16 protein-coding genes are annotated in these 23,120 nt (G+C 66.1%); 4 read left to right on the top strand and 12 right to left on the bottom strand.

What is annotated here, in order from left to right; genetic code table 11:
- The 8 genes from LSQ66_RS22810 to LSQ66_RS22775 form a co-directional block, all read right to left on the bottom strand.
- Positions 1 to 2,106 (bottom strand): M3 family metallopeptidase, encoded by a 2,106-nt coding sequence (locus tag LSQ66_RS22810; protein WP_231767455.1) that lies wholly within the window; start codon positions 2,104 to 2,106, stop codon positions 1 to 3.
- 77 nt (positions 2,107 to 2,183) lie between these two features.
- Positions 2,184 to 3,002, bottom strand: coding sequence for a hypothetical protein (locus LSQ66_RS22805; protein WP_231767454.1), 819 nt, complete (start codon positions 3,000 to 3,002; stop codon positions 2,184 to 2,186).
- Between the two features lie 98 nt (positions 3,003 to 3,100).
- Positions 3,101 to 4,612: a glycosyltransferase family 39 protein gene (locus LSQ66_RS22800; protein WP_231767453.1), complete on the bottom strand. Its 1,512-nt coding sequence runs from the start codon at positions 4,610 to 4,612 to the stop codon at positions 3,101 to 3,103.
- Complete coding sequence (locus LSQ66_RS22795; protein WP_231767452.1) at positions 4,609 to 5,631, bottom strand: glycosyltransferase family 2 protein; 1,023 nt, start codon at positions 5,629 to 5,631, stop codon at positions 4,609 to 4,611. The genes LSQ66_RS22800 and LSQ66_RS22795 overlap by 4 nt, the downstream gene beginning before the upstream one ends.
- The gene (locus LSQ66_RS22790) at positions 5,580 to 5,996 is read right to left on the bottom strand and encodes a GtrA family protein (RefSeq protein WP_231767451.1); all 417 of its coding nucleotides are present in this window, start codon (positions 5,994 to 5,996) and stop codon (positions 5,580 to 5,582) included. The genes LSQ66_RS22795 and LSQ66_RS22790 overlap by 52 nt, the downstream gene beginning before the upstream one ends.
- A gap of 85 nt (positions 5,997 to 6,081) precedes the next feature.
- Positions 6,082 to 6,282: a SlyX family protein gene (locus LSQ66_RS22785; RefSeq protein ID WP_231767450.1), complete on the bottom strand. Its 201-nt coding sequence runs from the start codon at positions 6,280 to 6,282 to the stop codon at positions 6,082 to 6,084.
- Between the two features lie 48 nt (positions 6,283 to 6,330).
- Positions 6,331 to 6,795, bottom strand: coding sequence for a cache domain-containing protein (locus LSQ66_RS22780; protein ID WP_231767449.1), 465 nt, complete (start codon positions 6,793 to 6,795; stop codon positions 6,331 to 6,333).
- A 64-nt stretch (positions 6,796 to 6,859) separates the two neighbouring features.
- Positions 6,860 to 8,920: a UvrD-helicase domain-containing protein gene (locus LSQ66_RS22775; protein WP_231767448.1), complete on the bottom strand. Its 2,061-nt coding sequence runs from the start codon at positions 8,918 to 8,920 to the stop codon at positions 6,860 to 6,862.
- Between the two features lie 113 nt (positions 8,921 to 9,033).
- On the opposite strand from LSQ66_RS22775, the gene LSQ66_RS22770 reads away from it, so the two are divergent.
- Positions 9,034 to 9,516, top strand: a complete 483-nt coding sequence (locus tag LSQ66_RS22770) for an SRPBCC family protein (protein ID WP_231767447.1) — start codon at positions 9,034 to 9,036, stop codon at positions 9,514 to 9,516.
- On the opposite strand, the gene LSQ66_RS22765 is transcribed toward LSQ66_RS22770, so the two are convergent.
- On the bottom strand, positions 9,513 to 10,625 hold the full coding sequence (locus tag LSQ66_RS22765) for an HD-GYP domain-containing protein (protein WP_231767446.1): 1,113 nt from the start codon (positions 10,623 to 10,625) through the stop codon (positions 9,513 to 9,515). The two genes, LSQ66_RS22770 and LSQ66_RS22765, sit on opposite strands and share 4 nt — an antisense overlap.
- A gap of 134 nt (positions 10,626 to 10,759) precedes the next feature.
- Positions 10,760 to 12,202, bottom strand: a complete 1,443-nt coding sequence (locus LSQ66_RS22760) for a dihydrolipoyl dehydrogenase (protein ID WP_231767445.1) — start codon at positions 12,200 to 12,202, stop codon at positions 10,760 to 10,762.
- 93 nt (positions 12,203 to 12,295) lie between these two features.
- On the opposite strand from LSQ66_RS22760, the gene LSQ66_RS22755 reads away from it, so the two are divergent.
- Entirely contained in the window at positions 12,296 to 13,183 is an 888-nt protein-coding gene (locus tag LSQ66_RS22755) for an ArgP/LysG family DNA-binding transcriptional regulator (RefSeq protein ID WP_231767444.1), read from the top strand.
- Here LSQ66_RS22755 and LSQ66_RS22750 read toward each other — a convergent pair.
- Together LSQ66_RS22750 and hemE are read right to left on the bottom strand one after the other, a co-directional pair.
- The gene (locus tag LSQ66_RS22750) at positions 13,180 to 15,201 is read right to left on the bottom strand and encodes a primosomal protein N' (protein ID WP_231767443.1); all 2,022 of its coding nucleotides are present in this window, start codon (positions 15,199 to 15,201) and stop codon (positions 13,180 to 13,182) included. The two genes, LSQ66_RS22755 and LSQ66_RS22750, sit on opposite strands and share 4 nt — an antisense overlap.
- Before the next feature lie 631 nt (positions 15,202 to 15,832).
- On the bottom strand, positions 15,833 to 16,906 hold the full coding sequence (gene hemE, locus LSQ66_RS22745) for a uroporphyrinogen decarboxylase (RefSeq protein WP_231767442.1): 1,074 nt from the start codon (positions 16,904 to 16,906) through the stop codon (positions 15,833 to 15,835).
- 78 nt (positions 16,907 to 16,984) lie between these two features.
- On the opposite strand from hemE, the gene LSQ66_RS22740 reads away from it, so the two are divergent.
- On the top strand, positions 16,985 to 18,931 hold the full coding sequence (locus LSQ66_RS22740; RefSeq protein ID WP_231767441.1) for a S9 family peptidase: 1,947 nt from the start codon (positions 16,985 to 16,987) through the stop codon (positions 18,929 to 18,931).
- Positions 18,932 to 23,083, top strand: coding sequence for a DEAD/DEAH box helicase (locus LSQ66_RS22735; protein ID WP_231767440.1), 4,152 nt, complete (start codon positions 18,932 to 18,934; stop codon positions 23,081 to 23,083). It abuts the gene before it with no gap.
- Positions 23,084 to 23,120 lie beyond the last annotated feature (37 nt).

Genomic DNA, 23,120 nt, shown 5'->3' with positions numbered 1-23,120 from the left:
TTATTTGCCGTTCAGGCCGCGGCGTTCGAGCAAGGGTTCGATGACGGCATCGCGGCCGCGGAAGTCCTGGAACAGCTTCATGGCGTCCGCCGTCCCGCCGCGCGACAGCAGGGTCTTGCGGAACCAGTCGCCGTTCTTGCGCAGCAGGCCGCCGTTTTCCTTGAACCATTCCACGCTGTCCGCGTCGAGCTTTTCGGACCACAGGTAGGCGTAGTAGCCCGCCGAATAGCCGCCGGAGAAGGCGTGGGAGAAGTAGGTGGTGCGGTAGCGCGGCGGCACCAGGGCGTAATCCACGCCCGCGTCCTTCAGCGCGGCAGCCTCGAAGGCCAGCACGTCGGACGGAACCCGGGAAGGCTTGAGCTGGTGCCAGCGCTGGTCGAGCAAGGAGGCTGCCAGGTATTCGGTGGTGGCGAAGCCCTGGTTGAATTTGCGCGAGGCCATGATCTTGTCCAGCAGCGCCTTCGGCATCGGCTCGCCCGTCTTGTAGTGGCGCGCGTAGTTCTCCAGCACCTCCGGCCACACGGCCCACATCTCGTTCACCTGCGACGGATACTCGACGAAGTCGCGCGGCACGCTCGGACCGGCGAAGCGAGGGTACTTCACGTCCGAGAACATGCCATGCAGCGCGTGGCCGAATTCGTGGAAGGCCGTCTTCACTTCGTCGAAGGTCAGCAGGGTCGGTTCGCCTGCAGGAGGCTTGGGGATGTTCAGGTGGTTCGCCACCACGGGCTTGGTGCCGAGCAGCTTCGATTGGGACACGTACTCGTTCATCCATGCCCCGCCCTGCTTGTTGCTGCGGGCGTACATGTCGGCGATGAAGATGGCCAATTGCTTGCCATCGGTATCGAAGACATCGAAGACGCGCACGTCCGGGTTATAAACCGGCAGGTCCTTGCGCTCCTTGAAGGTGATGCCATACAGCTTGGTGGCGGCGAAGAAGACGCCGTCCTTCAGCACGCGGTCCAGTTCGAAGTAGGGCTTGATCTGCTTCTCGTCGAAAGCGTAGCGCTGGGCGCGCACCTTGTCGGTGTAGATGCTCCAGTCGGCGGCGGCGATGGGCTTTCCGGCGACCGCTTCCAGGTCCGCTCCTTCACGGCGGGCGTTGTCCACTGCGGGCTTGGCCAGTTCGGCGAGCAGCTTGTTGACGTTGGCCGGCGTCTTGGCCGTCTGGTCTTCCAGCGAGTAGGCGGCGTAGTTCTCGTAGCCCAGCAGCGCGGCCTGTTCTGCGCGCAGCGTGGCGAGCTTGCGCACCACCTCGCGGTTGTCGAACTCACCGCCATGGCTGCCGCGCTCGAGGGATGCCTTCATCAGGCGTGCGCGCACGGCGGGATTGCTCAGCTCCGCCAGCGGCGGCTGGCCGGAAGTGTTCATCAGCGCCAGGGCGTACTTGCCTTCCATGCCGCGCTCCTTGGCCGCTGCTGCGGCGGCATCGATGGCGGCATCGGGAAGACCGGCCAGCTCCTCGCGGCTGTCCACGATCAGGGCGGAAGCATTCGTTTCCTTCAGCACGTTCTGCGTGAAGGTGGTCTGCAGGGTGGCAATCTGCGCGTTCAGGGCCTTGAGCTTTTCCTTGTCCGCCGCGTTCAGCTTCGCGCCCGCGCGTACGAAATCGATGTGGTAGCGCTCCAGCAGGTAGGCGGATTCCGGATCGAGGCCCAGCGTATCGCGCTTGTCGTAGAGGCTCTGGACGCGCTTGAACAGCTTCGCATTCAGGTGGATGGCGTCGCTGTGCGCTGCCAGTTTGGGCGACATCTCGCGGTCGATGGCATCCAGCGCATCGTTGGTGTTGGCGCCCTGCAGGTTGCTGAAAGTGGTGTACACACGGTGCAGCAGGCGTCCGCTGCGTTCCATGGCCACGATGGTGTTCTCGAAAGTGGCGGGCTTCGGATTGTTGGCGATGGCCGCGATTTCCTTCAGCTCCTGCTCCATGCCCTTCTTGAAGGCCGGCGCGAAGTGCTCGTTGCGGATCTTGTCGAACACGGGGTACTGCAGAGGCAGCGGGCTTTGCGTGAAGAAGGGATTGGCGGCGGCGGGCGCGGCCTGGGACAGCGGAGCGAACGCCATGCTCAGGGCAGCGGCGACGGCGAGCATTCGTACAGAAGTCATATCGTGGGTTCCGTTCAAGGCCAAAGGGAATGCCGCCTGTAGCGGCGGCACGCGAACGCACGATCATAGCAGGGAGATCAGGGTGTGGCGATGCTGCAGCGCAGCGCGTCGGCCTGATGCGACACATGGTCGCGGCCCACTACGGCAAACACCTTTTTCCCTTCCCGTACGGCGGCGGAAAGACGGTTCACCATATTCACGTTGCGGAAGGCGCTGGACTGCGCATTGACCTCGTTGGTGAAGATGCCGCCGGTATCGGCCGAACGGGCCCTGGGATCGAACCAGCGCGAGGGCGCCTGCCACCATTGCGCCGGCTCGGTCCAGTAGCGCCGGTAGGCCGCCGCCACCTCGGCTGTGCTGCGGAAAGAGATGGGAAGACCCATGCCCGCGGCACGTTCCAGCATCTGGCCAATGGCCATGGTGATGGCCTCTTCGTCCATACTGCGCCGCTCGCGCAGGCGGGCCGCCTCGCGCAAAGTGTAGAAAAGACTGACCTGCTCCGGCGTGAAGCGCTGGAGCAGCCAGGCCGCTTCGTCTTTCGGCTCCGGTTCCAGCCTCGCCAGCGCCACGCCGTCCCGTGCGGCCAGATAGCGCACGAAGCCGGATTCCCCCGTCTGCCGGATAGCTTCTTCACGGTTCGCGGGGACCGGGCGATTGGGGCCTTCGTAGAAGGCCACATCCGGTTTCATGGCATTCCAGCGCTTCTCGATGTCGGCAAACTGCGCTTCTCCGGGATCGGAGGAATGCTGCGCACCCAGATAAACGAGGCCGCCCAGCTCCAGGCGGTATTCGGGCGCGGGAATGGCCGCGCCATAGGGTACGAGGCGTTCGAGGCAGGGGCTGGCCACTGCGCCGCCTGCGGCCGCGAGGCAGCCAGCGAAGAAGAGGGCTTTCATGTCGGCTCCTGAAGTCAGCGAGAGCGCCATTCTATGCAAGCGCCCCGCGCGCGGCAGCGGTTTCCGACGAATGGGCTAAATTGGCGGATGAAGGGTAACTATGGGCGATGAAGGCGGCGGAAAAGGAGCAGCTGCCGTTCGCTCCGGTCAAGCTGGCCGCTCAGGGGAATTGCGGCGATGGGCGCAAACAGGCTGCGGTCGGCCAGCAGCGCTTCGAACTCGCGCATTGTAGGCTGGTCGCCCAGATAGCCCGGCTGGACGACGAGAATATCCACCTTTTCCTTGTCCAGCAGGGCGAGGATGGCATGGCGGTCCAGCCCACGGTCGCGGATGCCCAGTTCGCGCATGATCGTGATATCCACAAAGAGCTTGTCCGCCCGCCGCACACCGATGTCGCGGCGCTGGCCGAGCGTGCGCAGGGCGTAGATGAAGCTGCCGTCGCGATGCGCCGAGACCAGCACCGTCGCTTTTTTCGGGGCGGCGGCCTGCACCGCCCTTGCCGCATCCGCATAGCCCGCCGCAACGGGCACGGCGGCCATGGCGAGCTGCGCGAGCTGAACGGCGAGCAGCAGCCAGAGCGAAGCCCTGGCCAGCGCGGGCTTGCAGGACCATGCCGTCATCGCCACGGCGAGGAAAAGGAAGGCGTAGCCCGGCAGGTTGAAGCGCGGGTCCTTGTTCGATACGACGGTGTAGAAGAGCCAGGCCACGCCCGCCATCAGCCAGCCCACGCGCATCGCCGGCGCCATGCTCCTGCGCGCCAGGACCAGGGGCAGGCAGCAGGCGATGAAGGCAGCGGCGGGCCAGCCAAGCGCCTGCGGCAGACGTGCGGCATACCACGTCCAGTTCTCGAAGCTTGCCAGCGCAGGCATGCCCGGGGTCGCCGTCGCCAGCGCCTGATTCTCCATGCTGAACCAGAGCGCCATGGCGAAGGCGGGCGCCGCGAGCACAGCCGCGAGCGCCACGGCCGCCAGCCGGCGCTTGAGCGGCGGCCTTCCGGGATAGGGGCGCAGCAGAAGATACAGAAGCAGGGGCAAGGCAAGCATGGCCTGCACGCGCGTGAGCACGGCCAGCCCGAGGAAGGCTGCCGCTGCCCACAGCCATCGCATGGCGCCATCTTCAAGGTGGGCAGCCAGGCAGGCGGCCCCCGCAAGCAGCAGGGCCAGCGCCGGAACATCGAGCTGCACCTGCCGTGCCCACAGGGCCGTGGCCGGGAAGGTGAGGAGGATGGCGGCGGCGGCCAGCGCCGCGCCCCGGTCCATGGCGCGGCGGCACAGGGCGTAGGCGCCGAGCCCTGCGAGCAGCGCATACAGCGCCACAGCGGCCTGCGACACGGCGTGGCTGGCGCCGAACAGCGCCAGCAAGGGCACGGAGCTGAGATAGAAGAACGGGGGATAGAAGCCGACGTTGATGGCCGGGTACTGCGCATAGTAGGCGCGGGCGAAATCGATGGGCGCGCGCCAGCCGCCTTCGAGGAGCAGGTCGCGCAGGAAGACGCCGTTCATGGCATGGCGCGATGCGTCGTACCACCAGAAGTCCGCATTGGTGGGAGCGCTCAGGAACAGATAGAGCGCCAGCAGCGAGAGCAGCCCTGCGGGCAGCGCGTGCCTCATCGCTCCCCGCCGCGCTCGAAGGTGCGGCCGCACAGCTTCTCGACGTGGAAGCGGGGCCGCTGCTTGGACGCTTCGTAGACCTTTGCGAGGTATTCGCCGATGACGCCAAGCCCCAGCAGCTGGATACCGCCCAGGAAGTACATCGGAATAACGACAGAAGCCCAGCCGGGCAGGGCCTGGTCGGTGAATAGGCGGATCGCCAGCGCCCACGCGGCCAGCCCGATGCTGCCCGCGGAAACGATGGCTCCCGCACCGGTGATCAGGCGCAGGGGATAGGCGGAGAATGAGGTGACGCCCTGCCATGCCAGCGCCAGCATCTTCGCCAGCGGATATTTCGACGTGCCTGCGAAGCGCGCAGCCCGTTCGTACGGCACGGTGGCCGTGCGGAAGCCAAGCTGCAGGACCAGCCCGCGCAGGAAGAGATGGGTTTCGCCGTATTCGCGCAGCGCCTCCAGGGCGCGGCGGCTCATGAGCCGGTAGTCGGCGTGGTTGTAGACGATGCGCACGCCCAGCGCGGCCAGCAGGCGGTAGTAGCCTTGCGCCGTGGCCCGCTTGAAGAAGCTGTCCTTCACGCGGCTGCTGCGCACTCCGAACACAATGTCGCTGCCCTCGCGGTAGGCCTTGAGCATGGCCGGGATGGCGCGCAGATCGTCCTGCAGGTCCGCGTCCAGGCTCACCAGCACGTCGCCGGGCGCGGTCAGCAGGCCGCACAGGAGGGCGTTCTGGTGTCCCCGGTTGGCACTGAGCTTGATGCCGCAGAGAGCGGGATAGTCCTCGGCCAGCTGGGAGATGCGGACCCAGGTGCGGTCGCTGCTGCCGTCGTCCACGAAGCAGATGGCGCTGCCGGGCGCGATGCTGCCTTCGGCCAGCAGCCGCTGCACCAGGGCCGAGAGCTGGCGCGCCGTTTCCGGCAGCACTTCTTCCTCGTTGAAGCAGGGGAGGACGAGGCTGAGTCTTGGACAATCCCTTACTGCCTGCGGCGGCGGAAGGTCCAGAGTGCGCTGGCCAAGTAGTTCCATATCAGGACTCCAATGGTGGCGAGGATCTGCGCGGGTACGGCGCCCAGTCCTGCGGCCATGCCCTGCGCGAGGAGAATGCTGTTCAGCGCCAGCCCGCTGCACGCCACAATGGCGAAGCGTGGAGCGGCGCTGCGGTGGGCGGCGGCGCTACGGAAGGTGAAGCGGGCGTTGGCCAGGTAGTTGGCGGCGGCGCTCAGCACGAAACCAATGCCGGATGCGGCAAGCACCGGCACGGCAAACAGGACCACGCAGGCGAAGGCGGTCAGGTAGTGAAGCGCGGTGGCGCAGCCTCCCACCAGGATGAAGGCGATGCCGCTGCGGAGGGAGATGCTGGCTGCGGCGCTGGCGGGCAGGGATCGGGACATGGCGCATCCGGGCGAACGGCAGGCCCGGGCGAGCCTGTCCATTCAGCCAGTGTAGATGCGCGGCGCGGCGCCGGATTGATACAGCTCAGTAATGCGGCGGACGCTCGTTGATCGGCTGCTGCGACGCGTCGCGCGTGCGCATATGTTCGGCCAGGGCATGCAGCATGGATTCCAGCTTGTCGATCTGCTTTTGCTGTTCGTAGATGCGCTGGTTCAGGGATTCGACCATGTCTTCCTGGTGCGCCAGCTTGATTTCGATGTCGATGAAACGGTCTTCACTGCTCACTGCGTGTTCTCCGCGAATTGGCCGCACCGGACGGTGCGGCCCCGCATCTTACTTCAGATAGACGCCGCCGCACACCACGAGATCCTCTTCCGGAATGCAGTACATGGCCTTCGGCTCGATCTTCCCGCTGACCGGGTTGGTGAATTTGTACTCCTGCCAGAACGGCACCTTCTTCTGCGCCATGGTGACGCGTTCCTTGACGAAGGCCTTGCCGTCCACGTCCTTGATCTCCATGAGGTTCTTGCCGACCATGCGCGCGTTGGCGCCATGGGCGTGAACGGTGGCATCCAGGCCGTAGACCACGATATAGAGATCGCGGTCCACGAACTGGCCGTCCTTCTTGTTCACTTCAGCGAAGGTGTTCTCGCGGCCATGGGCCTTGAGGTAGGCGACGGCCTTGCGCACCATGGTCTCGGCTTCGGGCTTGGTGACGGTTTCCACTGCGGAGGCAGTGAAGGAAGCGCCGGCCAGGAGGCCGGCAAGCAGCAGGCTGCGTGCAGAAAGTGCAATCATTCAAATTCTCCCAGTGACTTTTTTTATGGCGCCGGATGGCGTAACCCATCGTAGCACCAGACACTTAACTTCTGGGAGCGGAAAGCAGTTCTTTCATGCGCGCCAGGCGTTCGCGTGGCGTTAACACCTCAGATTCCTTGGGCGGCGCGTCGCCCACATCCAGCTGCATCTCCGCGATGAAGCGCGATACGTCGCAGTGCACATGCTCGCCGGCGCGCTTGCGCTTTTTGCACCACGTGAGCTGCAAGGTGCGCTGGGCGCGCGTGATGCCCACGTACATGAGGCGCCGCTCCTCCTCGATGCGCTGGGCCAGCGTTTCGACCGGCGCATCGGGATCGCCCTTGTGCGGCAGGATGCCTTCTTCGACGCCGACCAGGAAAACGTGCGGATATTCCAGCCCCTTCGATGCGTGCAGGGTGGACATGCGGATCGCATCCGGATCTTCGTCCTTCCCCTCCAGCATGGACATGAGCGCCACCATCTGGGTCAGCTCCAGCACATTGCGCTCTTCGCCTTCGCGGTCCTTGCCGCCGCGGCCCCGGTCCTTCAGCCAGTTGGTGAAGTCCAGCACGTTCTGCCACTTGCTCTGCGCCGCACGCTCCTCGAAGGAGTCGTACAGGTAGTGCTCGTAGTTGATCGCCTCCATCAGGTCGTCCAGCACCTGCGCCGCATTGTCGCCGCTGCCCGAAGGGCCGGGACGGCTGGCGCGCGATTCCAGGGCGTTGATGAAGTTGCAGAAGTCGCGCAGGGGCTTGAGCTGGCGGTCGTTCAGCTTCGCTTCGATGCCGCCCTTGAACACGGCCTCGAACAGCGAGCATTGCCACTGGCCGGAGAAAGCTCCCAGCACCTCCAGCGTGGACTGGCCGATGCCCCGGCGCGGCGTGGTCACGGCGCGGATGAAGGCCGGATCGTCGTCCTGGTTGGCCAGCAGGCGCAGATAGGCAATGATGTCCTTGATCTCCGCCTTGTCGAAGAAGCTCTGGCCACCGGAGATGGTGTAGGGGATGCGCTGGTTGCGCAGCGCCTGTTCGATCACGCGTGCCTGGTGGTTGCCGCGATAGAGAATCGCATAGTCCGACCACTTGTTCTTGCGCTCGAAATGGTCGGCCGAGATCATGATGGCCACCTGCTCGGCCTCCTGCTCGTCGTTCGCCATGGCGTGCACCTTGATCGGTTCCCCCAGCCCGTGCTCGGACCACAGCGCCTTCTCGAACAGCTTGGGGTTGTTCGAGATGACAGCATTGGCCGCCTGCAGGATGCGCGTGGTGGAGCGGTAGTTCTGTTCCAGCTTGATCAGCTTCAGGTCGGGGAAGTCCACCTGCAGGTTGCGCAGGTTCTCGATGGTGGCGCCGCGCCAGGCGTAGATGGCCTGGTCGTCGTCGCCCACGGCGGTGAACATGGGCTTCTTGCCCAGGCCCGTCACCATCAGCTTCACCAGCTCGTACTGGCAGGTGTTGGTGTCCTGGTATTCGTCCACCAGCAGGTAGCGCAGCCGGCGCTGCCATTTGTCGCGCACCGTTTCCACGCTGCGGAACAGCTCCACCGGCAGGCGGATCAGGTCATCGAAGTCCACGGCCTGGTAGGCGGCCAGGGTAGCGACGTAGCTGGCGTAGATGCGCGCCGACTGCGCCTCGTCCTCGCTCTGGGCGTTGCGCAGCGCCTCTTCCGGCGTCACCAGGCCGTTCTTCCACAGCGAGATATCGTTCTGGATGCCGCGGATCAGCTGCTTGTCCGTGGTGATGGCCAGGTCCTGCACCAGGGAATAGCAGTCGTCGCTGTCCATGATGGAGAAGCGGTCCTTCAGGCCGAGGTGGTTGGCCTCCTGGCGCAGGATCTTCACGCCCAGGGAGTGGAAGGTGGACACGGTGAGCAGCTTGGCCTGGCGCGGCTGCTTGAGCATCTTGCCCACCCTTTCCTGCATCTCCAGGGCCGCCTTGTTGGTGAAGGTCAGCGCGGCGATGGTGCGCGGGTCGTAGCCCCGGTCCTCGATGAGGTGGGTGATCTTCTGGGTGATGACGCGCGTCTTGCCCGAGCCCGCGCCCGCCAGCACAAGGGCGGGACCGTCGAGATAGAGCACGGCTTCGCTTTGCGGCCCGTTGAGGCCAAATTGTGGTGCATTGGACATGATTTCAGGCAGGATGGGGCAACTCAGCCGTCCATTGTATCGCGACAAGCATTGATATTTCGGCTCGCGGCAGAATATAGTGGTATCCGGGAGAGACAAGCCAAGAGCGCACTATGAAATTCGAGCACCTCATTGAAATCAACGATCCGCTCAACCCGCTGATCGACACCATCAGCCACGAGCAGCTGTGGCGCGGCCTGGTGCTGCGGGCGGAATCGCCCAAGCTCTTCGTGCCCCATCTGGACGAATGCACCATCGCCGACCGCAGCGAGGCCGGTTTCAGCCGCCGCCAGCGTTATGGCAACCTGGTGATCGACGACCGCGTGGTGCTGGAATATCCGCACCGGGTGCGGGTCGAGGTGGCGGCCCAGGGCGACATCAGCAAGTCCAGCCTGGTGATGACCATCGAGGCTCCCCAGCCGGAGCGCCTGTATGTGCGCTTCGAGTACGACGACGGCCACGACGCCGCGACGGACGAAGCCAACAAGATGTACGATGACTTCCGCCGTTCGGCCTACCAGGAATCGGACATCGACACCATCCGCGTGCTGCGCGACCTGGCCGAACAGGGCAGGCTCGACTCGATGCTGAATTAAACGGCGGCGGCGCGGCCCCAGGCCGTATCCATGCGCAGATCGATCTGCGCCTGATCGGCGCTGAGCACTTCGCGGATGCTGTTCATTTCGACGCGCGTATCGCGCTGAAGGAAGGTTTCGAGCGGCGCGCCGCGCGGTCCGATCATGGAGAGCACGCGCGGCGTGGTGGAATTGCTGCCGCGCCGCCATACCACCCCGATCTCCCCGTTCTGCAGGCGCACGAAGGTGCCGATGGGATAGACGCCCAGCTCCCGGATCAGCACCGCCCCCATCTGCGCATCGAGCGCATGGCGCGCTTCCAGCAGGATATCGCGCAAGGCCAGGTTGGGCAGCATGGCGCGCCGCCTGGGGCGGTCCACCACCCGGGCGCAGTAGCGGTCGGCCAGCGCCAGCAGCTTGGCCGGGGCCGGAATCTCCTCCCCCTTCAGACCGGCCGGATAGCCGGTGCCGTCCTCGTTCTCGTGGTGGGTCTGCACGCAGCGCAGCCAGGTTTCGTCTTCGATGCCGGCCGCGCGCAGCAGGCCGGCGCCGAGGTTGGGATGGGCCTGCAATACGCCCTGTTCTTCCTCGCTCAGCTCGCCCTGTTCCGGCAGGTGGAACATACCGATGTTCATGGTCAGGGCCGCCAGCACCATGCTGCGCATTTCGGCGGGGTCGCGCTTCAGCGCCCGCGCGGCAATGAGCGCCACCACGGCCGTATCGACGCAATGGCGCACGCGGTAAGGCGTGTGGCGCTGGTTGTGCAATACGGAGGCGGCCGCCACTTCGTCGCTCACCTCGACCGCTTCCATGACCAGGTTGGCAATCTCTTCCAGCAGGGGCTGCACGCCGCTGCCCCCGCTGGCCAGGCCCTGCAGCACGGGGGCGAGCTGGGCCGCGGCGCGGTTCAGCAGGCGAAGGGCGGATACGGGTTCGGGCGCGGCGGGCGCGCGGTCGGAAGGCATGCTGTGGTCTTCGATGAAGCCGCGCGCCACCAGGTTATCCACCTGGGATTCGTTGGCCAGGCGGTGCCCCTTGCGCACGAGCAGGGCGCCGTTCTCCCCATAGACGTCCCACGCCAGGGTCTCGCCCTCGCGGATATCGCCGTGTGTCAGTCGCCTGATGCCCATGTGCCGCCCCGTTGTTCTGCGCAGCATAGTTGCCTTCTGTGAGCAACTTATTGCCAAGAGTCAAGAGTCTATAGCAAAACTTTAATGGACTATTGCAGAATTTCAACTGTGCAGGACAGGATGTTGTATTTGCGTCAGTCGCCCGGTGTGCAGTCGGGACAATCGGGGCGGCTGCCGGGCGGCTTGGCCAGCTGCTGGTCCAGGTCGCGCAGGGCGGTGCGCACGCCCTCCTCCACCACGGGGTGGTAGAAAGGCATATCGAGCATGGCCTTTACCGTCAGCCCCGCCTGGACGGCCCAGGAAAGGAGGTGGCCGATGTGCTCGCCGCGCGGCCCGATCATTTCCGCGCCCAGGAAACGGCCGCTGCCGTATTCGCCGTAGACGCGCAGCATGCCCCGGTTCTGCCGCATGACGCGGCTGCGGCCCTGGTTGGCGAAGGACACCTGTCCCACGGCGAAACCGCCCTTGTGGCTGCTGCACAGGGCCTTGTAGCCCGCGCCCAGGGTGGCGATATTCGGCTCGGTGAAGGCGATGGTGAGCGGGATGCGGCGCAGGCCGGGCTGCACATCGGGGAAGTGCGCGGCGTTGTGGCCCGCGATGCGGCCCTGGTCGGCCGCTTCCCCCAGCAGGGGCAGCTCGTCGCTGGCATCGCCCGCGATGAAGATGGCGCTCGTTCCGCACTGCATGGTGTGCGGGTCGTACAAGGGCACGCCCCGGCGGTCGCGCTCGATGCCGGCGTTCTCCAGCCCCAGCGCATGCACGTTCGGCTCGCGGCCGATGGCGGACAGCACATACTGGAAATGCTCGCGGCGCTCCTTGCCTTCGCCGTCGCGCGTGGTCAGCGCCAGCTGCCCGCTGTCGGCCACAATGCTCACCACCTGGGTCTGGAAGCGCAGGTCCAGCTCCTCGGCCAGCACGCCGCGCGCATTGGCCAGCACTTCGGGGTCGCCCAGCTGGGCCACGCTGCTTCCGCGCGCCACGATGGCGACGCGCACGCCCAGCCGGTGCAGGGCCTGGCCCAGCTCCAGCCCGATCACCCCGGTGCCGATCACGGCCACCGACTCCGGCAAGTTGGTCCAGTCGAAGACGGCGTCGCTGCTGATGACGTTGGGGCCCGCCTTGCGCCATTCCTCGGGCACGATGGGCGAGGAGCCGGTGGCGATCACGATGCGGGAAGCATGCACGACCGTGTGGTCGCCCACCATGAGCCGGTCCGGGGCGGTGAAGCGGGCGTAGCCGCGCAGCTTGTCCCCGGCGGGAATATCGTCCACGCCTTCCAGCACGAAGCCGACGAAGCGGTCCCGTTCGCTGCGCATCCGCGCCATCACGGCTTCGCCATCGATGCGCACTGGCGAGGCATGGACGCCGAAGCCGTCCGCCGTGGACGCCACATGCGCCGCCTCGGCCGCTGCAATGAGGAGCTTGCTCGGCATGCAGCCGACGCGGGCGCAGGTGGTGCCGTAGGGGCCGCCTTCGATCAGCAGCACGCGTTTGCCCGCTGCATGGGCGGCGCGGTAAGCCGTCAGCCCTGCGGAACCTGCGCCGATGACGGCGACATCGCAATGGAGTTCGTTCATGCAGCGAGTCTACACGCTTGAGCAGGTGGCTGCGGGCGGCCGCACGATTGCATTAGCCTTGCTTATCCATTTTGATTTCTATAAGCTTAACTTATGGAAAATCTCGATTACCGGGCCCTGGCGGTCCTGGATGCAGTGGCCAGCCACGGCAGTTTCGACAAGGCGGCTTCGGCGCTCGGCATCAGCCAGCCCGCCGTATCCCAGCGCATCAAGGCCCTGGAGGATGCCGCGGGCCGGCTGCTCATCGTGCGGGGTTCGCCCGCCGTGCCCACCGGCCTGGGCCAGCGCCTGATTTCCCATTACCGCAGCGTGAAGCTGATGGAAGCGTCCCTGGACATCGACCTGGGCAACGTGGTCAGCATGCCCGAGATTTCCGTGGCGGTGGATGCCGCCAGCCTGGCCACCTGGTTCCCCCTGGCCCTGCCGCCCCTGCTCTCCCCGCCGCGCTGCCAGCTGGACGTGCGCTCCCTGGAGGACGGCGCGGCGCGCCACCTGCTGCGCGAGGGCGGCGTCTTCGGCTGCGTGGCTGCCGGACCGGTTGCCGAGGCCAAGGGCGCGTCGTCCATGCCCCTGGGCGCAATGCGCTACGTCTGCGTGGCGACGCCCGTGTTCGCGGGCCACTGGTTCGGCGACGGCTTCATGCGCGAAGCCGTGCCCCTGGCGCCCTCGGTGGTGCACGACCGTGAACTCATGAGAAGCTTCCTGCGCGAACACCTGGCGTTCGAAGGCGCCTTCCCCCATCACACCCTGCCCCTGTCCACGGCCCTCAACGATACCCTGTTCGGCGGCCTGGCCTACGGCCTGCTGCCCTACCTGCAGGCGGCGCATGCGCTGTCGCAGGGGCAGCTGGTGGACCTGGCGCCGGGCGCCTACATCGATGTGCCCCTGTATTGGCATGCCTGGGAACTGGATACCCCCTTCACCCGCGCCCTCGCCGAACAGGTGATCACGACAGCGCGGCGCTACCTGGTGCAGCCTTAGATATCCAGCGGGTCCACTTCGAGCGACCACTTCACGCGCGTCTTCATGGCGCGCAGCGCCGCCATCCACTCCTTCAGGAAGGCCTGCAAGGCGGGCCGCGATGCCGATTCGACCAGCAGCTGGGCGCGGTCCACGTTGTGCACGCGGGTCATGCTCATGGGGATGGGATCGTTGATGGTGATGCCGGGATGCTCCACACAGCCGCGCGCACCCTGCAGGAACTCGATGGCCGTGGCCAGCTCCGGCGCCTCCGCGCGCAGCATGGCCTGGAACAGGTAAGGCGGCAGGCCCGCCTGCCTGCGTTCGTCCAGCAGGGCGGTGGCGAAATGGTCGTAGTCGTGATTGACGACGGCCGCATACAGCGGATGCTGCGTATAGCGGGTCTGGATCAGCACCTCGCTCGCGCTGCCGCCTTCCTTCTGCGCTGCGCGGCCCGCGCGCCCCGCCACCTGCATCAGCTGCGCGAAGAGGCGCTCGCTGGCGCGGTAATCCTGCGAGAACAGCGCCGTATCGGGATTGAGGATGCCCACCAGCGTGAGCTTCTTGAAGTCGTGGCCCTTGGCGACCATCTGCGTGCCGATCAGGATATCCACCTCGCCCCGGTGCACGGTATCGAAAGCTTCCTGCGCGCTGCCCTTGCGGCGCGTGGAGTCGGCGTCGATGCGCAGGATGCGCGCTTCCGGGAACATGGCCTGCAGGCCTTCCTCCACGCGCTGCGTGCCGCGGCCGATTGGCTGCAGGTCCACGTTGCCGCAAGTGGGGCAGTGGCGCGGAATGCGCATCTCCAGGCTGCAATGGTGGCAGCGCAGGCGGTGCTCAGGCTTGTGCAGCACCATGAAGGAGGTGCAGCGCTTGCAGTCGCTCACCCAGCCGCAGGATTCGCAGCAGATCACGGGCGAGTAGCCGCGCCGGTTCAGGAAGAGCAGCGACTGTTCGCCGCGCTCCATGCGCAGGCGCAGCGCCGATACCAGCTGCGAGGTGAGGCCGTCGCGCGGCTTGTCGCGCTCCATGTCCAGCAGCCGCACGGCGGGCAGCGTGGCCTGCTTCACCGCGCGTTCCCGCAGCTCCAGCTTGCGGTAGCGGCCGGAGAGTGCGTGGTGCCAGGTCTCCAGCGATGGCGTGGCCGAGCCGAGCACGATGGGAATCTGCAGCTGCCAGGCGCGCCACACGGCGAGGTCGCGCGCGGAATAGCGCAGGCCTTCCTGCTGCTTGTAGGAGGGGTCGTGCTCCTCGTCGATGACGATCAGCTTCAGGTTCGGCATGGAGGCCAGCACGGCGAGGCGCGTGCCGAGCACGATGCGCGCCTGCCCCTGGTGCGCCGCCAGCCAGTGCAGCAGGCGCTCGCCTTCGGAAAGGCTGCTGTGCAGCGTGGCCAGCATCACGCCGGGAAAACGGGCGCGGATGTTCGCTTCCAGCTGGGGCGTGAGGTTGATCTCGGGCACGAGGATAAGGATCTGCCCCTGCGGCTCGCGCGCCAGCACCTGGGCGCAGGCCTGCAGATAGACCTCGGTCTTGCCGCTGCCGGTCACGCCATACAGCAGCTTCGGGCTGAAGCCCTGGGCGCCGCCGATGGAATCCGCCGCCGTCTGCTGGGCAGCGTTCAGCACCGGCATGTCCACCGGATTGCCGTCGTGCCTGTCCTCCAGCTTCGCCAGCTTCTTGATGGCGCGGTCGAGCGCCACAGTGGTCAGCACGCGCAGGTTCTTCGGCAGGCCCGGCAGGGCCACTTCGCCCAGGGGGCGCTGATAGTAGTCGGCGGCAAAGCCCGCCAGCGCCAGCCAGGTTGGGGAAAGCGGACTCAGCTGGCTGCGCACGGCCAGCGCGTCCTTGAGCTTTTCCGGCGGCACATCCGTTTCATGCAGCACCTCGACAATGAGTCCCACCACCTCGCGCCGGCCGAAAGGCACCACGGCCAATTGCCCGGTTTGCGGTTCTTCTGAGGGAGCGCAAGGCCAGCGGTAATCGAACACCGCGTTCAGCGGCGTATCCAGCACGATACGGAGGATGCAGGCAGTCATTCGTCAGCGCCTCGCACTATCCACAGATTCTGGGGATAACTTTGTGAACAAGCGGAAGGGCTGAGCAGGAAAGTAACATCGGATTTGTAGGAATTCACGCCGAAGGGGCAAAAACGCGATTTTTTTCTTCTTTAAAATCAGTCACTTGCAAAGCCCTTCCCAGAGGGGCCATCGGCCGCATTTATTTATGCCTGCTGTGCATAAGTCGGCCCCGGAGATACCAGTTTGCTGCCGAAATCAAGCTTTTTTTGCGGCTGAGCCGCGTTTTTTTCGCAGCGCTGCGAACCTGCCATTGTACTGTCAGGCCAGCCGCAAGATTTGCGTTTCCGCAACATCGTTTTGCCGCGCCGCAGCAGGAAGCTGAGACACTTCTTCAATATTGTGACTAAGTTACGGTTTACTAAGCAGTTTTCAAAATTCTCCACAGATTTTGTGGATAACTTTGTGGAGAATACCACTGCCGGGTTTGCTGCCCCGGCGAATAACGTTTACTGATAGCAAATTGTTGTCCAAATAGCCAATGAAAAAGTCCTTTGTTTTCAATGGCTTGGAAAATACTTCCGATGATGCCCAGGATTATTGCCTAATATTTCCTCAGGCAATAAAAATGTGTATAAGTGGGGCAGCCAGCTCAGCCGCGCATCGCCCGGCTCAGCGAATGAACCGTTTCCACCATCACGCTCACGGACTCCGGCGGCGTGAACTGGGAAATGCCGTGCCCCAGGTTGAAGACGTGGCCGGTGTTGTGCTTGCCGAACGATTCCAGGACACGGGCCACCTCGGCCTTGATCTGCTCCGGCGAGGCGAACAGGATGGCGGGATCGAGGTTGCCCTGCAGCGCCACCTTGTCGCCGACCAGGGCGCGGATCTTGCCGATATTGGCCGTCCAGTCCAGGCCCATGGCGTCGGCGCCGATGGCCGCGATCTCCTCGGCCCAGTGGCCGCCGCCCTTGGTGAACACGATGGCGGGAATCTTCACGCCGTCCTTCTCGCGCTTGAGCAGGGATACCACTTTCTGCATGTACTGCAGGGAGAACTGCTGGTAGGCCCCATCCGCCAGGGCGCCGCCCCAGGAATCGAAGACCATCACGGCCTGGGCGCCCGCATCGATCTGGGCGTTCAGGTATTCGGCCACCGCGCGGGCGTTGATGTCCAGGATGTGGTGCATCAGGTCCGGACGGCCGTACAGCATCTTCTTGATGGTGTGGAATTCGCGCGAACCCTGGCCTTCCACCATATAGCAGGCCAGCGTCCAGGGGCTGCCGGAGAAGCCGATCAGCGGCACGCGGCCATTCAGCTCGGTGCGGATCTGGGTCACGGCCTTGAACACATAGTCCAGCGAGCCCGGTTCCGGCAGGCGCAGGGCCTTCACGTCTTCCTCGGTCTTCAGCGGGCGCTCGAACTTCGGCCCTTCGCCTTCCACGAAATAGAGGCCCAGGCCCATGGCGTCCGGCACGGTGAGGATGTCCGAGAACAGGATGGCCGCGTCCAGCGGATAGCGGTCGATCGGCTGCAGGGTCACCTCGGTGGCCAGGTCAGGATTGGTGGCCAGGCCCATGAACGAACCCGCCTTCTCGCGCGTGGCGCGGTATTCCGGCAGGTAGCGGCCCGCCTGGCGCATCAGCCACACCGGGGTGTACTCGGTGGGCTGGCGCAGCAGGGCGCGCAGGAAAGTGTCGTTCTTCAGCGGGGCAAATTGTGGCATGAAAGGCAATCAAAAGCGGGACGAAAGACGTTATTATCGCATTCCTGCCGCCACTTTTTAACGCGATTCGGAGTCTCCATGACCTTCACGCCCGCCCCGCTGACCGCTCCATACGGCACCTGGCCTTCGCCCATCGAGGCGGCCACGGTGGCTGCGGGCTCGGTGCCGCTGTCGTCCCTGATGGTGGGCGAAGGCACGGACCTGTACTGGCTCGAGGGCCGGGCCGCCGAAGCAGGACGCAATACCCTGAAACGGCTGCACGGCGAGCGTGTGGAGGAGCTGACTCCCGCGCCCCTGAATGTGCGCAGCCGCGTGCACGAATACGGCGGCGGCGCCTATGCGGTGGACGGCGATACCGTCTACTTTTCGCAGTTCGCCGATAACCGCCTGTACCTGCTGCGCGAAGGCGCCGCGCCCGAGCCGTTCACCGCGCCGGGACGCCAGCGTTTCGCGGATTTCGTGGCGGACCGCGCGCGCCAGCGCCTGATCGCGGTGCGCGAGCAGCATCCGGACGATCCCGCATCCCACGCCCAGCCGGTGAATACGCTGTGCGCCGTGGGCTTCGACGGCAGCGAGACCGTGCTGGCCCAGGGCCACGATTTCTACTCCTCCCCGCGCCTGTCGCCGGACGGCCTGTCGCTGGCCTGGCTCACCTGGGACCATCCGCGCATGCCCTGGCAGGGCACCCAGTTGTGGCTGGCCGAAGTGCTGCACGACGGCTCCCTGGGCAAGGCGGCCTGCGTGGCGGGCGGCGAGGGGGAATCGGTCTGCCAGCCGGAATGGTCGCCGGACGGGCAGCTCTATTTCGTGTCCGACCGCAGCGGATGGTGGAACCTGTACCGCCTGCACACGGGCCATGTGGAAGCGATCTGCCCCATGGAGGCGGAGTTCGCATCGCCGCACTGGACCTTCGGAAACAGCATGTACGGCTTCCGCTCGGCCGATGAAATCATCTGCACCTATATCGACAAGGGCGTGAGCCGCCTGGCGCGCCTTCTCATTGGCAGCGGCAAGCTGGAAGCCATCGCCTGCCCATACCAGGAGATCCGCGAACTGCGCGTGGGGCCTGGCTGTGTGGCCCTGCTGGGCGGCAGCCCCACCATCGCCGCCGAGATCGCGCGCATCGATTTGAGCAACAACGAGCTGGAAGTGCTGGCGAAATCCATCGCCGACCTGCCGCACAGCGGCTACCTCTCGGTCCCGGACAGCATCAGCTACCCCAGCGCGAACGGCCGCACCGCGCACGCTTTCTTCTATCCGCCCGCGAACCAGGACGTGCAGGCGCCGCAGGGCACGAAGCCGCCCGTCATCGTCATCAGCCACGGCGGCCCGACCGGCATGGCGGCCAGCACCCTGAAGCTGGCGACGCAGTTCTGGACCAGCCGCGGCTTCGGCGTGCTGGACGTGAACTACGGCGGCAGCACGGGCTTCGGCCGCGCCTACCGCGACGCGCTGAAGGGCCAGTGGGGCATCGTGGACGTGGAAGACTGCATCGCGGGGGCGCGCTTCCTCGCTGAACGCGGCCTTGCCGATCCCGATCGCCTGATCATCCGCGGCGGCAGCGCGGGCGGCCTGACGACGCTCTGCGCCCTCACCTTCCACGATGTGTTCAAGGCGGGCGCCAGCTACTATGGCGTGTCCGACCTCAAGGGGCTGGACGAGGACTCGCACAAGTTCGAGTCGCACTACAACGAATACCTGATCGCGCCGCAGCCGGAAGCCGAAGAGCTGTACCGCCAGCGCTCGCCCATCAACCACACCGCCCGTCTCTCGCGCCCCATGATTTTCTTCCAGGGCCTGGACGACAAGGTGGTGCCGCCGCAACAGTCGGAGAAGATGGTGCAGGCGCTGAAGGAGCGCGGCGTGCCCGTGGCCTACGTGCCGCTGGAGGGCGAGGGCCATGGCTTCCGCAAGGGCGGGAACATCATCCGCACGCTGGAGGCGGAGCTGTACTTCTACCAGCGCGTATTCGGCATGCAGTCCGGCGATACCGCGCCGGTCGAGATCCATAATTTGTCCGCATAGATGTCCGATCCCCTGCTCGAATTCGAGGCCCTGCACGCCTCGGAAAAGTCCATTCTCGCCCTGCTCGCCCTGGTCGGCGAGCCGATGGGGCGCACCGCCATTCTCGATCACATCGTCAAGGCGGGCGTGACGGATGCCCAGGGCCAGCCCTTCACCGCCCTCACGCTGGACGACCCGCTGCTCAAGCTGGAACGCCTCGCGCTGATCAGCCTTGCCGTGGGCCGCGGCTATTTGTGCAATGCCCGCCTGCGCTGGCCCGCCATCCGCGCGGCCATCGGCGGGCATATGCTGGAGAGCCTGTGCAAGGCCTACGAGGCGCTGACACCCATGCGCCAGAACTGGAACGGCGCCTACGAGCCGCGCAGCTACCGGCACGGCGTGGCGCGCCTGCGCATGGCCCTTCTGCGCAGCCAGAACCCGCAGCAGGTGGCGCCGCTGCTGCAGGCCTGCATGGTCTGCTACGAAGCGGCCCAGCTGCATCCCATTGTCGACATCTTCACCCGCCCCTTCGAGCCGGGCATGCTGATGCTCGTGCACCCGCTGCTGCAGGACGATGTGCTCATGCTCCTGCTCCAGCACACCCAGCGCGACCCGGCGCTGGCGGCCCAGGTGCGCGGCTTCGCCGAACGCCACTTCCAGCGCCGCGCGGCAGCGAATCAGCATGTGAGCGATGCGCTGCGGCTTGCCCTCGCCGAGCAGGCCATCCTGTGCGGCAACCTGCAGGACGCGGGCCGCTATCTGGAAGGGCTGGAAGGCGCCATGCCGCAGTACCTGGCGAGCGCCATCCGGGCCCTGCGCGGCGACACCAATGGCGCCATCGCGGGCTTCGAGGGTGCGCTGAAATCCATCCGCCGCGAATCGGGCAAGCGCAAGCACCTGTTCCAGGGCCTGGGTGGCCATCTCTATGTGCTTTCCCTGCTGCGCAATGGCGACGCCAAGCACCTGAAGTCCGCCGAGAGCTATCTCGATCTCGCAGTGCATGCGCAGGCCAATCCCGACCTGCCGATACACGCCATGCTCAGCATGCTGCGTCAGATCCGGGCGGGCACCATGCAGACGGACGTGGTGCTCTCGCGCGGCTGGGAAAGCGGGATGCAGCCGCAGCTGTTCCAGGCGCTGCTCTACTACTGGCTCTCGCTGCCACAGCTGAAGCAGCGCAAGGCCGAACTGCAGGACCTGGTGCAGCATGCCGAAGCCGCAGGCTTCCAGCTGATCGCTGGCCAGGCCCACGGCCTGCTCGGCCACCTGGGCGAGGAAGCGTCGGCCACGCGCGCGGCGGCGTTACGCGAGCAGCTGGGCTTCAGCGACATGGCCACCTGGTTCGAGCGGCAGGAAGCCTGGCAGCGCCAGCTCTCGGCCCTGATCAATCTCCACCAGGGCCCCGTCGACAACGGCGGCGAAGCGCGCCTGATGTGGGTGGTGAGCTACAGCCCGGGCCACGGCATCGTGGAGATCGAGCCGCGCGAGCAGAAGCGCGACGCGCGCGGGCAGTGGGGCAAGGGCCGTCCCGTGGCACTCAAGCGCCTGCGCGAGGAGGCCGTGCAGCTGGACTACCTGACACCGCAGGATATCCGCATCAGCAGCACCATCGCCCCTTCGCGCCAGGCCTATTCCTCCGGCCTGCGCTACGACATCGATACTGAGCAGGCGGCGCTGTCGCTGGTGGGCCACCCCCATGTGTTCTGGATGGATGCGCCGGAAACACGGGTGGAACTGCTGGCTGGGCAGCCCGAGCTCCTGATCCGCAGCGAAGGCAGCCAGCTGCGCCTTACTTTGGTGCCCGCCATCCTCGATCCCAATTGCAGCGTGGTGGTGGTGAAGGAAACGCCGACCCGCCTGCGCGTGGTAAGCGTGCTGGAGGAACACCGCCGCATTGCCGCCATTGTGGGCGATGGCCTGCTCGTGCCCGCCCATGCCGAGGAACAGGTGCTGGAGGCGATAGGCGCCGTGTCCTCCATCGTCACCGTGCAGTCGGATATCGGCGGCGGCGCGGCGAACGCGGAGCAGGTGGATGCGGATACCCGCATGCACGTGCACCTGCTGCCTTACCAGCAGGGCCTGCGCATGCAGGTGCAGGTACGGCCGCTGCGCGACGCCGGTCCTTACTACGCTCCCGGCGAGGGCGCGGAGAGCGTGATCGCGGACGTGGGCGGCAGGCCGGTGCAGGCACGCCGCAACCTGGCGGACGAGCGTGACCGGCAGCGCCAGCTGGTGCTGAAATGCCCGGTGCTGGAAGAGGCGGAACAGGACCACGGTGAATGGCTGCTTGGCCAGCCCGCGCTGGCGCTGGAGTTGCTGGCCGAGCTGCAGGCGCTGGACGATATCGTGCTGGCCTGGCCCGATGGCGAGGCCTTCCGCCTCAGCAAACCGGTGTACACCAAGCAGCTCAAGCTGAACATCAAGAGCAAGAAGGACTGGTTCGCCGTCGACGGACAACTGCAGCTGGACGAAGGCAAGGTGATGGACCTGCGCACCCTGCTGGACCTCATCGAGCAAAGCAAGAGCCGCTTCGTGCAGCTGGGCGACAAGCAGTTCCTTGCCCTGTCCGAGGAGCTGCACCGCCGCCTCACCGACCTGCAGGACTTCGGCAGCGAAGACGACGCGGGCATGAAGGTGCATCGCCTCGCGGCCTTCGTGCTGGAAGAGCTGGCGTCCGAAGTGAGCGGGGTGGAAGCGGACCAGATGTGGCGCGAGCATCTCGCGCGCATCGAAGCGCTGGCCGACTATCGGCCCGCGCTGCCGAGCACACTGCGGGCGGAGCTGCGCGACTACCAGCAGGCGGGCTTCGAATGGCTGGCCCGCCTGGCCCACTGGGGCGTGGGCGCCTGCCTCGCCGACGACATGGGCCTGGGCAAAACGCTCCAGACCCTGGCCCTGCTGCTCACGCGCGCGCCGCAAGGCCCCGCGCTGGTGGTGGCGCCAACCTCGGTCTGCCTGAACTGGGCGGCGGAAGCGGCCCGCTTCGCGCCAACCCTGAACGTGAAGATGTTCGGCGCGGGCGACCGCGCGGAGACCATCGGCAGCGCCGGCCCTTTCGACCTCGTGATCGTGAGCTATGGCCTGCTGCAGCTGGAGTCCGAACGCTTCGTGAAGCAGCAGTGGCACACCATCGTGCTGGACGAGGCGCAGGCCATCAAGAACGCCGCCACCAAGCGCTCGCAGGCCGTGATGGCGCTGCGCGGCGGCTTCCGCATGGCCGTCACCGGCACGCCGCTGGAAAACCACCTGGGCGAGCTGTGGAACCTGTTCCGCTTCATCAATCCGGGCCTGCTTGGATCGCTGGACCAGTTCAACCTGCGCTTCGCAGGCCCCATCGAGCGCCAGCAGGACGCGAAGGCCGAAGTGGGTGCGCGCAACCGCCTGCGCCGCCTGATAAGCCCCTTCATCCTGCGCCGCACCAAGGCCCAGGTGCTCACCGAGCTGCCTGCCCGCACCGAGATCACGCTGGAAGTGGATCTCTCGGCCGACGAGGCGGCGCTGTATGAATCGCTGCGGCGCGATGCGCTGGAGAAGCTGGCCGCCATCGAAGGCCCGGCCGACCGCAAGTCCATGCAGATCCTGGCCGAGATCATGAAGCTGCGCCGGGCCTGCTGCAATCCGAACCTGGTGGCGCCGGCGCTCGGCCTGCGCAGCAGCAAGCTCGATGCCTTCTCGGAGCTGCTCGGCGGCCTGCTGGAGAACCGGCACAAGGTGCTCGTGTTCAGCCAGTTCGTCGACCACTTGTCCCTGATCCGCGTGCACCTGGACGCGCACGGCGTGAGCTACCAGTATCTCGACGGCGCCACGCCCATGGCGGAGCGCAAGCGCCGCGTGGACGCCTTCCAGGCTGGCGAGGGCGACGTCTTCCTCATCAGCCTGAAGGCGGGCGGCGTCGGCATCAACCTCACGGCGGCCGACTACGTGATCCACATGGACCCGTGGTGGAACCCCGCCGTGGAAGACCAGGCCTCGGACCGCGCCCACCGCATGGGCCAGCAGCGCCCCGTCACCATCTACCGCCTGGTGGCGCGCCGCACCATCGAGGAAGGCATCGTGGACCTGCATGCGCACAAGCGCGAGCTGGCCGACAGCCTGCTCGACGGCAGCGACACCTCGGCCCGCATGAGCGCGGAGGACATGCTGGCCATGCTGCAGGAAGGCCTGCGCCGTTAAGCGCGCGCTGCCGCGCAGGCGGCGGCGCTATGATGGA

Origin of the sequence: Massilia endophytica (genome assembly GCF_021165955.1) — a bacterium.
Lineage (GTDB): Bacteria > Pseudomonadota > Gammaproteobacteria > Burkholderiales > Burkholderiaceae_D > Rugamonas > Rugamonas endophytica.
Note: the sequence above shows the minus strand (reverse complement) of the source record. Positions and strands in the feature narration are given on the sequence as shown.

Coding starts and splice junctions, on each gene's coding strand:
- LSQ66_RS22810 (WP_231767455.1), bottom strand. CDS start 2,106: ATGACTTCTGTACGAATGCTCGCCGTCGCCGCTGCCCTGAGCATGGCG.
- LSQ66_RS22805 (WP_231767454.1), bottom strand. CDS start 3,002: ATGAAAGCCCTCTTCTTCGCTGGCTGCCTCGCGGCCGCAGGCGGCGCA.
- LSQ66_RS22800 (WP_231767453.1), bottom strand. CDS start 4,612: ATGAGGCACGCGCTGCCCGCAGGGCTGCTCTCGCTGCTGGCGCTCTAT.
- LSQ66_RS22795 (WP_231767452.1), bottom strand. CDS start 5,631: ATGGAACTACTTGGCCAGCGCACTCTGGACCTTCCGCCGCCGCAGGCA.
- LSQ66_RS22790 (WP_231767451.1), bottom strand. CDS start 5,996: ATGTCCCGATCCCTGCCCGCCAGCGCCGCAGCCAGCATCTCCCTCCGC.
- LSQ66_RS22780 (WP_231767449.1), bottom strand. CDS start 6,795: ATGATTGCACTTTCTGCACGCAGCCTGCTGCTTGCCGGCCTCCTGGCC.
- LSQ66_RS22775 (WP_231767448.1), bottom strand. CDS start 8,920: ATGTCCAATGCACCACAATTTGGCCTCAACGGGCCGCAAAGCGAAGCC.
- LSQ66_RS22770 (WP_231767447.1), top strand. CDS start 9,034: ATGAAATTCGAGCACCTCATTGAAATCAACGATCCGCTCAACCCGCTG.
- LSQ66_RS22765 (WP_231767446.1), bottom strand. CDS start 10,625: ATGGGCATCAGGCGACTGACACACGGCGATATCCGCGAGGGCGAGACC.
- LSQ66_RS22760 (WP_231767445.1), bottom strand. CDS start 12,202: ATGAACGAACTCCATTGCGATGTCGCCGTCATCGGCGCAGGTTCCGCA.
- LSQ66_RS22755 (WP_231767444.1), top strand. CDS start 12,296: ATGGAAAATCTCGATTACCGGGCCCTGGCGGTCCTGGATGCAGTGGCC.
- LSQ66_RS22750 (WP_231767443.1), bottom strand. CDS start 15,201: ATGACTGCCTGCATCCTCCGTATCGTGCTGGATACGCCGCTGAACGCG.
- hemE (WP_231767442.1), bottom strand. CDS start 16,906: ATGCCACAATTTGCCCCGCTGAAGAACGACACTTTCCTGCGCGCCCTG.
- LSQ66_RS22740 (WP_231767441.1), top strand. CDS start 16,985: ATGACCTTCACGCCCGCCCCGCTGACCGCTCCATACGGCACCTGGCCT.
- LSQ66_RS22735 (WP_231767440.1), top strand. CDS start 18,932: ATGTCCGATCCCCTGCTCGAATTCGAGGCCCTGCACGCCTCGGAAAAG.